Consider the following 14,005-nt stretch of genomic DNA (forward strand, 5'->3'; position numbering starts at 1 on the left):
TTTTCTGTCCCGTCAAGTGCTCTTGAAATCCGTTGCACGATGCGCAACGCCTGTCTCATCCTCTTTGCGCTGCCCGTGCACAAGCGTATCACAGGGACATGAACAGCTGGCTGCCCCCAGATCCCGCAACGCTTGCCACCACGCTGGCCGTGGGCGCTATGGGTGCGATGGCCGCGGTCTTGCTGCACATTCCCGCCCCCTACCTGACCGGGCCTGCCGCGCTGGTGACGCTGGCGGGTGTCTTGGGCCTGCGCACGCGGGTGCCGCTGCCGCTGAGGGACAGCTGCTTCCTTGTCATCGGCACGTCGATGGGGGCTGGCGTGAACCCCGAGATCCTGGCCGCCGCAGCCCAATGGCCCCTCAGCCTCGCGGCGCTTGCCTCGGCGCTTCTGGTCATTTTTCTGGGCGGTGCCACACTCCTGCAGCGCTGGCTTGAATTCGACCGCATATCGGCCCTGCTGGCGGCGACGCCCGGACATCTGAGTTATATCCTGTCCCTGTCTGCCGATACCAAATCGGAGCTATCGACCATCACCGTGGCGCAGTCCCTGCGGGTGCTCATCCTGACATTGCTGGTGCCGCTGGCTGTGGCCCTGCTGACCGATGTGGATCTGAGCATGTCGGCGCGCCCCGACGCGGTTATGTCGCTGGTGCATCTGGGCGTGATCATGGTGCTGGCCGCGGCGCTTGGCGCAGTGCTGAAACGCCTGAACATGCCGGCGGCCTTCCTGATGGGCGGCTTCATAATCTCGGCGGTCAGCCACGGCACCGGCGCAACCCCGGGGCTGGTGCCCGGATGGGTGACGATCCCCGGATTTGCCATCATGGGCACTTTGATCGGCACCCGCTTTTCAGGCATCTCGCTGGCCCAGATCCGGCGTGCCTCGGGCGCGGCGGCGGTGCTGACGACGCTGGCGCTGATCGCCACCGTGGGGGCGGCACTGTCCATGCACTGGGCCCTGGGTCTGCCGGTGACGAACCTTCTCATTGCCTATGCCCCCGGCGGGTTGGAGACCATGGCCGCGATGTCGGTGATGCTGGATGCCGACCCGGCCTTCGTGGCCTTCCACCACGCTTTCCGCATCCTGCTGCTGACTTTCCTCGTTCCCGCCTTCCTGCCCAGATCGGAGCCCGAGACATGACCGCGCCCAAGCCCCTTGCCGGTATCCGTGTTCTGGACCTGACCAATGTGCTGGCCGGTCCCTTCGCCTGCCATCAACTGGCCCATATGGGGGCCGAGGTGATCAAGGTGGAGGCGCCGGGTCGGGGGGATCTGGCGCGGCAGTTGGGGGCCGATCCGGGGTTGAATGCGGCGGGCATGGGCGTGTCTTTCCTGGCGCAGAACGCCGGGAAGAAGTCGGTGACGCTGAACCTGAAACATGCGGAGGGCAAGGAGATCCTGAAGGAACTGGTGCGCGGGGCCGACGTTCTGGTGGAAAACTTTCGCCCCGGTGTGATGGACCGGTTGGGGCTGGGGCCGGAGGTTCTGCGGGCCGAAAACCCCCGGCTCATCTACTGCGCGATCTCGGGCTTCGGGCAGGATGGGCCATGGGTCAATCGCCCCGCCTATGACCAGATCGTGCAGGGCGTGGCGGGCGTGATGTCGATTACTGGCGATGCAGAGAGCGCGCCTTTGCGCGTGGGCTATCCGATTGCCGACACGATCGGCGGGCTGACGGCGGCGATGACGATTGCGTCCGCGCTGAACGCGCCGGACCGGGGCTGTGTGATCGACGTGTCGATGCTGGAGGCAGTGTTGGCCACGATGGGATGGGCGGTGTCGAATTACCTGATCGCGGGGGTGGAACCCGGTGCGCATGGCAATGAGAACACGACCTCCGCCCCTTCGGGCGCGTTCCGCTGCAAGGGGGGGCTGGTGAATATCGCTGCCAACAAGGACGAACAGTGGGAATTGCTGGCCCGGCATCTGGGGTTGGAGGTACTGCTGGACGACCCCGACTATGCCACCCGCGAGGACCGAAAACGCAACCGCTATGCGTTGCGGTCGCTGATCGAGGCGCGGTTGGAGGCGAAATCTGCGCGGGACTGGGCACGGGAGTTGAACGCCCTGGGCGTGCCGGCCGGGGCGGTTCTGTCGGTGCCCGAGGCGCTGGCGCATCCTCAGGTGGCCGACCGGGGGCTGGTGGCCTGCTTCGAGGATGTGCCGGGCGTGGACCGGCCGGTGCGGGTGCTGCGACCGGGCGTGAAACTGGATGGGGCCGTGCCCGAGGTGGCACAGGGGCCACCCGCGCTCGGGGCCGATTCGGCGGAGGTCTTCGGGACGCTCGGGCTGGATTCGGCAGAACTGGAACGGCTGGCGCGCGACGGGGTGATCTGAGCGGCGGGGAGCGGCCCGGCTCAACCTGCCCCCGGACGGCGGAGGCCTCGCCGGGCCGCGCTGCCGCGGGATATCGGCTGGGTCAGGTTTGCCGGTTCGGAGGTTTGCGCGGGTTGCTCGGGAGGGATGCCTCCGGCGGGAGTATTTGGGCCAAGAAGAAGGGTACGGGGGTCAGTTGGCCTCGGTGTCGATCCAGATCGTGACCGGGCCGTCATTGATGAGCGAGACCTTCATATCGGCCCCGAACTGGCCGGTCTCGGTCGGGATGCCGAGCCCTGCCAGATGGGCTGCCACATGCTGATAGAGCCGGTCACCCTCGGCGGGCGGGGCGGCGGTGGAGAAGCCGGGGCGGTTGCCGCGCGAGGTGTCGGCGGCCAGCGTGAACTGGCTGACCACGAGGGCCGAGCCGCCCATGTCGAGGATCGAGCGGTTCATCTTGCCCGCCTCATCGGTGAAGATCCTGAGTTTCGAGATCTTGGTGGCCAGCATTTCAGCCTGCGCCGTGTCATCGCCCTGCATGGCGCAGACGAGGATCAGCAGGCCGGGGCCGGATTGGCCAATGATCTCTCCGTCGACGCGGACGGCGGCTTCGCTGATGCGTTGGATGAGGGCGCGCATGTTGGATCCTTTCGCTGATCCGGGGGAGAGTGCGGAAATCTTGACCGGAATCAAGGCGAATCCAAGCGGGATGGGAGAGACTCCGGGACGCAGGCAGAGGCGTGATCTGTCGCACATCAAGGAGGATCGCTATGGTTGAGAAATCGCATACATCCGGTGGATGGCCCTCGGTTTTTGAGCCCTTCCGCACCGTTGGCCGCCATGTGGCGGACTGGTTCGCACCGGCGTCAGAGGCGGCTGTGGATGAGGCCAGCTACCGCGTGGTGGTGGAACTGCCCGGTGTCGAGGACAAGGATATCGATGTGAGCGTCCATGACGGTGTGTTGACCGTGAAGGGCGAGAAGAGGTCGAGCCGCGAGGAAAAGGGCGAGACCTGGTATTTCAGCGAACGGCAATACGGGGCGTTCTCTCGCAGTTTCCGGCTGCCGCCGGATGCGGATGAGGGGGCCGTGAGTGCCGACCTGAAGGACGGGGTCCTGACGGTGTCGGTGGCGAAATCTGCCCCCGCCAGCCCCGAGGCCAAGCGGATCGAGGTGCGAAAAGGCTGAGACCGGGCGCGGGGAAGGGGCTTGCAAGCCCCTTGGAACGTCCTTGCAAGGACGTTGGTTGCGCCTAGCCCTGCCAGCGGAGCGTTTCGTCGAGGCCCGCGCGCGTGGTACGGAAGCTGTTGGCCGGGTGAGCGTCATCCGCCCGGCCCATGCTTATGACGCAGATCACTGTCCGGGTTTCAGCGAGATCAAAGAACCGATGCAGGAAAGGCGCATAGCTGGCCAGAGCCGCTTGCGGAATGGTCGCCACATCGCGCGCCGCCGCGGCCAGGGTCAGCGCGGTCAGGAAGCCGCCGCAATCGACGAGCCCGTAGGGGCCGAGCTCTGCCTCCGAGGTCAGGACCGCCACATGCGGCGCGCCGAAGAAGCGGAAGTTTTCCATCATCTGCCGGTGCGACCCGTCGCGGTCGCCCTTTTCCACTCCCACAGCCCCATAAAGCTGCCAGCCGCAGGTGGACCGGCGCTGATTGTAGACACCCGAATACCGCTCGGGGAAGGGGATGTCGGGCGTGTGGCTGGCCGTTGTCATCTCCTCTGCCAGTTCTGCGCGCAGTCGGTCCGTTTCCTCGGCGCTCGTCACCACCAATTGCCAGGGCTGTGCGTTGCACCAGCTGGCGACCTTTTGCGAGTCGCTCACGATCTCCTCGATCAACTCGCGCGGCAGAGGGTCAGGCCGGAAGGCCCGGCAGGAAAACCGGGCGTCCAGGATGCGGGTCAGCGCCTCGGCGTCGCTCATTGCTGCGAAATCGAGTAGAGATAGGCGGCACCGGCAGCCAGGGCGAGGCCGATGACCACGGCGATGGCGATCTTGATCGCGGACCAGGGCCGTTCGCCCTGCACCTTGCCGGTCTGGCCATTGACCACGAAGCGATAGCTTTGGCCCTTGTATTTATAGGCGGCCATCCAGACCGGCAGCAGCACATGTTTGAAGGTGATCTCGGACACGGCCGTGTTCACATGGCTTATGCGCTGGCGGTCGCCGCCGATATCGGCGTTGATGTCGCGGCGGATCTGAGCGTCCATGATGCCGCGCGCTTCCGCGAACCCCTCCTCTACATCGACCGTATAGCCCTCGGCCATGAATCCGGCGAGGTAATGGGGCTGGTAGGGTTCCAGCTCGCTCAGGTTCCAGGGCTTGAGATTATCGGTGTAGCTTTTCGGCAGCGAGCGCGAGCCGAGGATCAGGATATCGTCGAAGAAGCGGCTGACGCGGCCCCGGACATTGGTCCAGCGGATTTTCTGTTCCCGGACCTGTGTCGGCTTGCCCTCGCGCATCACCGTGCGAGTGACATAGTAGATCGTCCCGCGCTGACCCTGGTAGCGGCTGGCGGTCTGGGCGTCATAGGTCCAGTAGGGCACATAGATGCCGTCGAGGCTGCGGCCCTGGCGGGCATATTCCTTGAGCCCGTTCGGCGCGAACCAGAGCCGCCCCAGCCAATCGGTCATCGCCTTGTGGGCGTCGCGTTCTTCCAGCTTGAAGGGCAGGACGGCCTTGGGCTTGATATGCCTGTGGGTGCCGGTATCGGTCACCACCGGGGTGGCGCAGAAGGGGCATTCGGTGGAATGAACGTCCGAGTTGAACTCCACCTGCGCGCCGCAATTGGGGCAGGGGGTGACGCGGATCTCTTCCATCTCGGCGCTGTCGAGGCCCGAACGCAGCGCCGCTTCGAAATCCATCTCGCGGATCTCGGGCAGGTCGGCGGTCTCGAAGTCTTGCTCATTGCCGCAATGGTCGCAGATCAGCTTGCCCTCTTCCGGGTCGAAGCGGAAATCGGATCCGCATTGATCACAGGGGAAGCGGTGTTCGGCGCTTTCGGGGGCGTCGGTGACTTCCGGCTCGGGCTCGGTTCCGGGCGGGGTGGGGGGTAAATCGCTCATGGCTCTCTGAAAAATGGTTTATGGTCCTGCCACATCTTCGACCGCGGCAGGGCGTAATTCAAGGGAATAAGCCACATGGCCCAGGCTAGCGTGGGCGCAGCATTCGGGTCATCGTGCCGTCTTTCAGCACAAGCTGGTGCAGGATCGCCACCAGCGCATGGCCGAGCGCCACGATCATCAGCGCATTGCCAAGCAGTTCGTGCCCTTCGCCAAGGGCCTCGATGCCGCCGAACCAGGTGATGGCCCCGCCAATGGGGGTGAGAATCATGAGCAGGTAGAGCAGCCGGTGCCCCCAAAGCGCGGCGGCCTCGGCCAATGCGGAACTGCCCGGCACCGGACCCGGCGTGCCCTGACGGTGGCGCACGATCACGCGGATCAGGACCAGAACGAAGACGGCGAGGCCAAGGATCGCATGGGGGTTGGGTGTCAGAATGCCGCTTTCAAGACGGGCCTCGAAGGCGGTTTCCATGGCGTCATGGGTGATCCAGGCCGCGAGGATCAGGACAGCAATCAGCCAATGAAGCGCGATTTGCAGGCGGGAATAGGCGGGGGCGTGTGACATGGGGGCTCCTGAAACAAACAGTCCGGCCCTTTTCACGGGGCCGGACCGGATTTCCGTCGCTGTCGGGAATCAGATGCCCGGCGGCGGGGGCGGGGGCATGACGGTGAAGAGCTGCGCGAGCTCTGCCACGTCCTCGGCCTTCTTCCAGCCGTCCTGCCCGGCGGTCCAGACATAGGTTTCGCGCTTGAGCTGCCCGGCGCTGGCCATGCGACCCAGATCGGCCTTGGAGAAGGGGCCGGTGGTCTGGCCGTTTTCGGCCAGGTGCCAGACATGTTCGACCGGCGGCGGGGGGGGCACGGCGGCACCGCCGCCCTGCGCAGGCTGCTGCTGGCTGCCCTGGTTCATGGCATTCGCCATCTGGTTGGCCATCGCCATGCCCATGCCAAGCCCCATGCCGGCAGCGGCCTCGCCCCCGCCGGGGTTCGACGCGGCGGCGGTCATGGCTTCGGCGGCGGAGAACTGGGTGTATTTGTTCAGATCGCCCACAACCCCCATCGAGGTGCGCTTGTCGAGCGCTGCTTCCACGGCGGGCGGCAGGCTGATGTTCTCGATGTAAAGTTCAGGCAGTTCCAGCCCGTACTGGTCGATGGTGCCCGAAATCGCCTCGGCCATCATGCGGCCCAGATCGTGGGTGTTGCCCGCCATGTCGAGCACGGGAATACCCGACGAGCCGATCACGCGGGAAAACTCCTGAACGATGATGTTGCGGATCTGCGAGGTAACCTCGTCGGTGGTGAACTCGCCATCGGTGCCGACGATCTCGGTCATGAAACGGCCCGCGTCCTTCACCTTGACGGTGTAGGTGCCATAGGCGCGGATGCGGGTCGGCCCGAACTCCGGGTCGCGCAGCATGATCGGGTTCTTGGTGCCCCATTTGAGATCCGTGAACCGGTTGGTGTTGACGAAGTAGATCTCGGATTTGAAGGGCGACTGGAACCCGTGCGACCAGTGCTGCAGCGTGGTCATGATCGGCATGTTGTTCGTTTCGAGCATGTAGAGGCCCGGGGTGAACACATCGGCCATCTGGCCTTCGTGGATGAAGACCGCCGTCTGGCCTTCGCGCACGGTCAGCTTGGCGCCGTACTTGATTTCGTGGCCATGGCGTTCGAAGCGCCAGACCATCGTGTCGCGGGTGTCGTCCGTCCAGTGAATGACGTCAATGAACTGGCCGGAAAGGAAATCGAAAATGGACATCTGGTCCTCCTTTTGAAAATCAGACCTTGAGAGTCAGCTTGGCCCACCAACCAGCCCGTCTGCAAGCTCTTGCAGGATCGGGCGGGCCTCATCGGGGGTCATGCCGGGGCTGAGACGGGGGTTGTAGAGCATGCTGAGCAGCATCTCGTCATGGGTGGTGAGCAGCGCGAACTCCTCGTCATCGTTGAAGATCGAGGGCCGCGCGGTGGGGCTGTCATTGGGCAGGCCGAGGCCTTGCGCCACTTCCTCATGCACACAGGACCGGCGTTGCAGGTCGGGGTGTTCGGTGCGGATGAAGGCGATGGCGGAGACGTAGACATTGGGCGCATCTGCGTTCGAAATCGAATAGACCGCGCAGAATTCATGCCGGGGCAGAGAGGTGATTTCCCGGATCGTGGCGTCGCTGATATTGGGCATGATCCGACGCAGCAGGGGTTCCGCTGCGCGCTGTTCGTCACGATTGAGGTAGAGCACATGGAAATTGCCGCCCGATCCCACGGCGCGAATCGAATGGCCGGTGATGCGTGCCAGACGGTCGGCATAGCGGGCGAGTTCCGCCCGATCCTCGTCGCGCATGTCTTCGGGCACTGAGCCGCCGAAATGCGCTTGCAGCCGAATGGGTCTCTCCCACCGTCGCAGTTCTGCGGGGGTCTGTTGCGCAACGAATCGGCCCCCGGAAATGGTGTATTCGCTATAGAGGGCAATGCGTTCGAAATTGGCCACCAGATTGCGGGCGACTATGGGCGTATCCGGCCCGCCGCCATCGGTGCGCAGAAGCCCCTGCGTCAGAAGCCGCTGCTGGACGCCCGCATAGTAGCGCGCATAGGCAAGGCTTTCTTCCGAGGGCTCCACAGACGGTGGCGCGACGATTGGGGTAGAGGGGCGCGAGGAAGGGGGCTCGGGGGCCTCCTCGCAGCCCGACAGCGCCGCCAAGGCGGCCACCATCAGGGCTGGAAACAGGGCCTTGCGCATACGGCCTCGCGCCTCCGGGTCTTGGATCAGGTCCGCGGCACGGCGGTGCCGACATTGTCGCCGGTGCCGTCGCCGCGCGCCGTGGCCGAGGCCAGCGTATCGCGCAGCTCGTGCTCCATCTTTTCCATCTCGACCTCGGCGGCTGCACGGCGGCGCTTGCCTTCGTCGGCAATGGCGAGGCTTTCCTCGATGGTGGCAATCAGATCGGCATTGGCCTGCTTGACCGCTTCGATGTCGAAGACGCCGCGTTCCATTTCCTCGCGCACCATCTTGTTCGATTCGCGCAGGTTGGCGGCGTTCTGGGTCAGCAGCTCGTTGGTCAGATCGTTGGCCTCGCGCACGGCCTGAGCGGCCTGGGTCGAGCGCTGGATGGTCAGCGCCTGCGCCAGCTGCGTTTCCCACAGCGGCACGGTGTTCACGAGGGTGGAGTTGATCTTGGTGACCAGCGACTTGTCGTTTTCCTGCACCAGACGGATCGAGGGCAGCGACTGCATGGTGACCTGGCGGGTGAGCTTGAGGTCATGGACCCGGCGTTCCAGATCGTCGCGCGCAGCGCGCAGATCGCGCAGTTCCTGCGCCTTCATGACCTGTTCATTCTCGGGCGCGGCGGCAACCTCGGCCTCTTTCGCGGGGATGGTTTCCTCGTCGAGTTCCTTCAGCTTTTCCTCGCCCGCGGTGATGTAAAGCGCCAGTTCATCATAGAAGGCGAGCGTCTTGTCATAGAGAAGGTCGAGCGACTTGATGTCCTTCATCAGCGTATGCTCATGCGCCAGCAGGCTGTCGGTGATGCGGTCGATCTGGCCCTGCACGTCTTCGTAACGGGCCAGGAAATCATGGACCGGCTTGGCCTTGCCGAAGAGCCGTTCCCACCAGCTGCGCTTGCGGTTGGGGTCCAGTTCATCGACGGAGAACCCGCGGATCGTCCCAACGATTTCGCGCAAGCTGTCGCCTGCCGGGCCAACATCCTTGTTCTTCACGCCTTCCAGCATGGCCTGGCTGATCGTTTGCAGCTCCGCCTGCGCGTTCGACCCGAAGGTGACGATGGAATTGGTGTCGGTCATGTCGAGCTCGGCCATCCGGGTGCGGATCTGGTCAGCGGTCGGCGCGGGGGCTTCGGCCAGTGGCACAAGCGCCGTCGAGGGTTCGGGCAAAACCGAGGCATTGATTTCATCGACGAGCTGCGCGGCAGCTTCGGCCTGTTGGCGGATCGTGTCACTCATTGTTATTGGTCCTTATGTCTCAATATGTAGATTATCACGGTTCAAACGATCCCGCAGCACGTCGATTTCAACGTCGAGATCGCTGCGATCCGTCACCAGCATGCGCTTGGTGCGGGCCGCGAAATTGGTTTCGAGGTCATCGAGCAGGGTGACGTAATCGGCACGCACCGAGGGGTCGCGGTCGCGGGCATAGAGATCGGCGAATTTCACCGTCGCGTCGCGCGCCCCGGTCAGGTAGACGCCCAGATACTTGCGCGCCTGGGTCAGATCGCGCGGGTCTTCCTCGACCGTGCGGAACATGTCGCGGGCGGTGGCCTGAAACGCCTCGACGCGGGTCTCCAGCTGCCGGTCGCCTGCGCGGCGGATCGCGTCGGACATGCCTGCCAGCAGCGCCTCGGCCTCTTCGATCTTGCGCGCCACGCGGTCGGTCTGGAACCGGTCGACCCCTTCCAGCCCCTTGTCCTTCAACGGATCGAGCCCGAAGGAGAAGAGATGCAGCGCGCCAGCGAGCGTGCCCACAAGCCCGGCATTCAGAACCGTCCATTGTCCGCCGAAGATCAGCAGGCCGACGCCCACCCCGGTCAGGACCGAGGCGAAGATTTTGCGCGGGATTGCGGGGCGGCGGGCGACCTTGCGTTCGTTATAGGCATCCTCTGCCCGCACCCCGTCGCGCAGCAGCCAGGCGGCCAGCAGCAGCACGGCGGCGCCCGCGAAATCGGTGATCATCTCGGTCACCGGCTGGAAGAAGACGGTCAGGAAGACTAGCAGCGGCAGCAGGAAGAGGATGTTGATCCGCGCGCCATAACGCGCCGGGCTGCGGCCGCGAAAGCTGGCCTCAAGCGGTCGGGTTTGCGGGGCCTGAACCTCGGTGCTGTCGGGATCGGGGCTGAACTGTCCGCCATAACGCTGCGCCATCTCAGACCACCCCGAAGCCGCCGAAAATCGCCATCACGATGATGACCACAAGCGCCACGAAGGCGACACCCTGAAGACCGTTTGAACTCATTTAAGAACCCCTTTCCGCCCAATACGATAAGCACGCAGGGGCGTAAAAAAAAGATGTCAGTGCGTGGAATCGTGAACCGGGACGGTTTCCGCCTGCGCCCCGCGCGCCCTTTCAGCATCAAGCTTGCGTTTATAGCCGGTTTGAATGAATTCGACCACGAACAGCACCACGACCGCGAAATAGAAGGTGGTCTTCGACATGGGGATCAGCGCATAGCCGAAGATATGGATGCCCATGGACGGATCATGGGTGGCATGTTCGGCGGCCACACCTGCCTCGCCAAGCAGCACCACGCCCACGATCAGCAGGATGAACAGGCCAAGCACCTCGTACATCCGGTTCTTCTCAATAAAGGCGGTTACCCCGTCGGCCAGAAGCAGCATGGCGCCCCCCGACAGCAGGATCGCGGCGGCAAGAACCGGGAAGACATCGGTGATGGCGAGCGCCGAGAGCACGGAATCGAAGCTGAAGATCAGGTTCATCAGGACGATCAGCACAACGACCTGTAAGGCGGATTTCCCTGATTTTTCAGAACCCTCGTGGTGCAGGTCATGCATCGACAGAAGGTGGCCGATTTCCTTGACCGCCGTATACATGATGAAGATACCGCCGAAGACGAAGACGCAGGTGGCGAAATTCACACCGCCTTCCAGAACGCCGACCCAGTTCATCACGAAGAACGGCTCTGACAGGCTCTCGATCAGCTGGATCATGGTAAAGAGCAGCACGACCCGCAGCGCCACGGCGATGATGATGCCCCAGAAGCGTACCGATTTCTGGCTCTCCTTCGGGGCCCGCTGGCTTTCGATCGAGATGTAAAGAAGGTTGTCGAAGCCCAGAACCGCCTGCAGGAAGCATAGCATCACCAGGTTGCCAAGATTTTCGATGGTCAGGATATCAGCCATTTTCTATCGCCATTTTTCTATCGCCTTTTCCGGTCTGTGCCGGGTCTCTTCGCCTGAATAAGCGCTAGGGGCGGGGCTTGTCACGCCTTTCCCCGCGTCCGGTTCCCTCTTGTCAAGGCGGGCGCGCTGACGTATCCCAACCCCACCGTGGCGATTTGTTAACCGGATTGCGGGCCACGTTAAACAAGCCGCTAAAGAGGTCGAGCAGCGCCATCCATGGCTCTTGCCCCCGACCGTTCACCCGGTTCGGGGTTTTTTCATGCCCCGGGCCAGCAAAGGACCGTGAATGAAAATGGGACCGAAAGTTCTTCCCGCCGACGCCAAGCCCCGCACCCGCGCCGTCCATGGCGGCACCCGCCGCAGCCAGTATGGAGAGGTCAGCGAGGCGATCTTCCTGACCCAGGGCTTCGTTTATGACAGCGCCGAACAGGCCGAGGCGCGGTTCATCGAGTCTGGCGATGACGAGTTCATCTATGCCCGCTACGGCAACCCCACCGTGCGCATGTTCGAGGAACGGATTGCGGCGCTGGAAGGCAAGGAAGATGCCTTTGCCACGGCCAGCGGCATGGCGGCTGTCAGTGGCGCGCTGACCTCGATGCTGAAGGCGGGCGACCATGTGGTGTCCGCCAAGGCTCTGTTCGGCTCGTGTCTCTATATCCTCGAAGAGGTGCTGTCGCGGTTCGGTGTGGAGGTCACCTTCGTCGACGGCACCGATCTGAACGAATGGAAGGCGGCGATCCGGCCCGATACCAAGGCGGTGTTCTTCGAGAGCATGTCGAACCCGACGCTGGAAGTGATCGACATCAAGGGCGTTAGTGACCTGGCCCACGCGGTCGGGGCGATTGTCGTCGTGGACAACGTCTTCGCCACGCCGGTCCTGCAACGTTCGGGCGATTTGGGGGCCGATGTCATCGTCTATTCCGCCACCAAGCATATTGACGGGCAGGGGCGCTGTTTGGGTGGCGTCATCTGCGGCACGCGCCAGTTTATCCGCAAGGTGGTGGAACCCTACATGAAGCATACTGGCGGGTCGCTCTCGCCCTTCAACGCCTGGGTGATGCTGAAGGCGCTGGAGACGATGGACCTGCGGGTACGCGCACAGGCCGACAGCGCCTACAGGATCGCCAAGGCGCTGCATGGTCAGCCGGGTCTGGCCCGCGTCATCCACCCGTTCCTGCCCGATCACCCGCAGCAGAACCTCGCGATTGCGCAGATGGAGGCGGGCGGCACCATGGTGTCGATCGAACTTGCGGGCGGCAAGCCGGCGGCGTTCAAGATGCTCAATGCGCTGCAGATCTTCGTGATCTCCAACAATCTGGGCGATGCAAAGTCCATCGTCACCCATCCCGCAACCACAACGCATCAGCGTCTGACACCAGACCAGCGCGCTGCGCTTGGCATTTCGGACGGGCTCTTGCGGCTGTCCGTGGGGCTGGAGGACGCGGGCGACCTGATTGCCGATCTCGAACAGGCTTTGGCGGCGGCCCAATGACCGAGATCACCATTCACCGCATCCGGTCGGGGGAGGGGGACCTTCTTGGGCAGCTCTTCCACCGATCCGTGCATGAGGGCACGCATGGGGCCTATGATGCTGCGCAGCGTGCGGCGTGGAGTCCCCAGCCACCGAGCGGCCCGGATTGGGAGGCGCGGCTAGCCGGGGCCGTGACGCTGGTGGCCTGGGCCGGGAAGCTGCCCGCCGGGTTCATGACGCTTGACCCCGAGACCGGTTATCTCGACCTCGCCTTCGTCGCGCCAGAGTGGCAGGGGCAGGGGGTGGCGGCGATGCTCTATGGGCTTGTGGAACGCTGCGCGCGGCGGCAGGGGCTCGCCCAACTGACCAGCGATGCCAGTGAAGTGGCGCGCCCCTTCTTCCTGAAACAGGGATGGCAGGATGGGCCACGGCAGGAGGTGACGCGGGGCGGTGTGACCTTGCACAATTACCGCATGGCAAAACCGCTGAAACCTGCGCTAGAACGGGCGGCATGAAACCCTTTCTGATCCTGCAACTGCGCCCCGAGGATGAGGCCGCCGACGAGGAGTTCTCAAGCTTCCTCACCAAGGGCGGGCTGTCGGAGGATGAGGTCCACCGCATCCGGCTCGACAAGCGCGACCTGCCCGGTGGTCTGGTGCTGGCCGATTATTCCGGCGTGATCGTCGGCGGCGGGCCCGGCTGCGTGTCGGACGCGCCAGAGGACAAGACCCCGCAGGAAGCCAAGATCGAGGCGGAAATCCTCGGGCTGATGCCGCGCATCACCGAGGGCGACGTGCCCTTCATGGGCTGCTGCTACGGGCTCGGCATCCTCGCCCATCACCTGGGCGGCGAGGTCAGCAAGGCGCGCTATGGCGAGGCGATTGGCGGGGTCGATTGTACCCTGTCGGAGGAAGGCGCTGCCGATCCGCTCTTTGACGGGTTGCCCCCGACCTTCCGCGCGCTGGTCGGCCACAAGGAGGCCGTGCAGAACCTGCCCCCCGGCGCAGTGCATCTGGCGGCGGCGGATAGCTGCCCCTTCCAGATGATCCGCTACGGGAAGAACGTCTACGCGACGCAATTCCACCCGGAAGCCGACGGCGAAAGCTTCGCCACCCGCATCCGCATCTACCGCAACAAGGGATACTTTCACCCAGACGAGGCCGACAGCCTGACCGAAGCCTGTCTGGCCGAAGAGATCACCGTGCCGGAACAGGTGCTGAGGAACTTCGTCAACCGCTATCGCACCGGGTGAGCGGGGCGCGGGGAAAGCTCTTCGAAGAGCTTTGCAATTTT

The 14,005-nt window shown here is 64.1% G+C and carries 15 protein-coding genes and 1 riboswitch; of the genes, 6 read left to right on the top strand and 9 right to left on the bottom strand.

The window, feature by feature from the left end:
* Window positions 1-98: 98 nt before the first annotated feature.
* Entirely contained in the window at window positions 99-1,142 is a 1,044-nt protein-coding gene (locus EP237_RS00440; RefSeq protein WP_127556976.1) for an AbrB family transcriptional regulator, read from the top strand.
* Window positions 1,139-2,338 carry a CaiB/BaiF CoA transferase family protein gene (locus tag EP237_RS00445; RefSeq protein ID WP_127556978.1) on the top strand — a complete coding sequence of 400 codons (1,200 nt, stop codon included), beginning with the start codon at window positions 1,139-1,141 and terminating at the stop codon, window positions 2,336-2,338. The genes EP237_RS00440 and EP237_RS00445 overlap by 4 nt, the downstream gene beginning before the upstream one ends.
* A 171-nt stretch (window positions 2,339-2,509) precedes the next feature.
* On the opposite strand, the gene dtd is transcribed toward EP237_RS00445, so the two are convergent.
* Window positions 2,510-2,956, bottom strand: coding sequence for a D-aminoacyl-tRNA deacylase (gene dtd / locus EP237_RS00450; protein ID WP_127556980.1), 447 nt, complete (start codon window positions 2,954-2,956; stop codon window positions 2,510-2,512).
* A gap of 131 nt (window positions 2,957-3,087) precedes the next feature.
* Between dtd and EP237_RS00455 the strand changes: the two genes are divergently transcribed.
* Window positions 3,088-3,504 carry an Hsp20/alpha crystallin family protein gene (locus EP237_RS00455; protein WP_127556982.1) on the top strand — a complete coding sequence of 139 codons (417 nt, stop codon included), beginning with the start codon at window positions 3,088-3,090 and terminating at the stop codon, window positions 3,502-3,504.
* Window positions 3,505-3,568: 64 nt separating this feature from the next.
* Here EP237_RS00455 and EP237_RS00460 read toward each other — a convergent pair whose 3' ends face one another.
* The 8 genes from EP237_RS00460 to EP237_RS00495 form a co-directional block, all read right to left on the bottom strand.
* The gene (locus EP237_RS00460) at window positions 3,569-4,240 is read right to left on the bottom strand and encodes a nitroreductase family protein (RefSeq protein WP_127556984.1); all 672 of its coding nucleotides are present in this window, start codon (window positions 4,238-4,240) and stop codon (window positions 3,569-3,571) included.
* On the bottom strand, window positions 4,237-5,382 hold the full coding sequence (locus tag EP237_RS00465) for a TFIIB-type zinc finger domain-containing protein (RefSeq protein ID WP_127556986.1): 1,146 nt from the start codon (window positions 5,380-5,382) through the stop codon (window positions 4,237-4,239). Before EP237_RS00465 ends, EP237_RS00460 begins: the two co-directional genes overlap by 4 nt.
* 85 nt (window positions 5,383-5,467) lie before the next feature.
* Complete coding sequence (locus tag EP237_RS00470) at window positions 5,468-5,944, bottom strand: cytochrome b (RefSeq protein ID WP_127556988.1); 477 nt, start codon at window positions 5,942-5,944, stop codon at window positions 5,468-5,470.
* A gap of 69 nt (window positions 5,945-6,013) precedes the next feature.
* Window positions 6,014-7,138, bottom strand: coding sequence for an SPFH domain-containing protein (locus tag EP237_RS00475; protein WP_127556990.1), 1,125 nt, complete (start codon window positions 7,136-7,138; stop codon window positions 6,014-6,016).
* Between the two features lie 33 nt (window positions 7,139-7,171).
* Window positions 7,172-8,110: a DUF2927 domain-containing protein gene (locus tag EP237_RS00480; protein WP_127556992.1), complete on the bottom strand. Its 939-nt coding sequence runs from the start codon at window positions 8,108-8,110 to the stop codon at window positions 7,172-7,174.
* A 26-nt stretch (window positions 8,111-8,136) separates the two neighbouring features.
* Complete coding sequence (locus EP237_RS00485) at window positions 8,137-9,330, bottom strand: toxic anion resistance protein (protein ID WP_127556994.1); 1,194 nt, start codon at window positions 9,328-9,330, stop codon at window positions 8,137-8,139.
* A 12-nt stretch (window positions 9,331-9,342) separates the two neighbouring features.
* On the bottom strand, window positions 9,343-10,245 hold the full coding sequence (locus tag EP237_RS00490; RefSeq protein ID WP_127556996.1) for a 5-bromo-4-chloroindolyl phosphate hydrolysis family protein: 903 nt from the start codon (window positions 10,243-10,245) through the stop codon (window positions 9,343-9,345).
* Window positions 10,246-10,392: 147 nt separating this feature from the next.
* The gene (locus EP237_RS00495; RefSeq protein WP_127556998.1) at window positions 10,393-11,241 is read right to left on the bottom strand and encodes a TerC family protein; all 849 of its coding nucleotides are present in this window, start codon (window positions 11,239-11,241) and stop codon (window positions 10,393-10,395) included.
* A 137-nt stretch (window positions 11,242-11,378) separates the two neighbouring features.
* Window positions 11,379-11,457, top strand: a riboswitch (SAM riboswitch).
* A gap of 76 nt (window positions 11,458-11,533) precedes the next feature.
* On the opposite strand from EP237_RS00495, the gene metZ reads away from it, so the two are divergent.
* From metZ to EP237_RS00510, 3 genes are read left to right on the top strand one after another with little or no spacing between them, the layout of a single operon-like run.
* Window positions 11,534-12,733: an O-succinylhomoserine sulfhydrylase gene (gene metZ, locus EP237_RS00500; protein WP_127557000.1), complete on the top strand. Its 1,200-nt coding sequence runs from the start codon at window positions 11,534-11,536 to the stop codon at window positions 12,731-12,733.
* Window positions 12,730-13,227 carry a GNAT family N-acetyltransferase gene (locus EP237_RS00505; protein ID WP_127557002.1) on the top strand — a complete coding sequence of 166 codons (498 nt, stop codon included), beginning with the start codon at window positions 12,730-12,732 and terminating at the stop codon, window positions 13,225-13,227. The genes metZ and EP237_RS00505 overlap by 4 nt, the downstream gene beginning before the upstream one ends.
* Window positions 13,224-13,964: a glutamine amidotransferase gene (locus EP237_RS00510; protein ID WP_127557004.1), complete on the top strand. Its 741-nt coding sequence runs from the start codon at window positions 13,224-13,226 to the stop codon at window positions 13,962-13,964. The genes EP237_RS00505 and EP237_RS00510 overlap by 4 nt, the downstream gene beginning before the upstream one ends.
* Window positions 13,965-14,005 lie beyond the last annotated feature (41 nt).

Source organism: Nioella ostreopsis (genome assembly GCF_004000255.1).
Lineage (GTDB): Bacteria > Pseudomonadota > Alphaproteobacteria > Rhodobacterales > Rhodobacteraceae > Nioella > Nioella ostreopsis.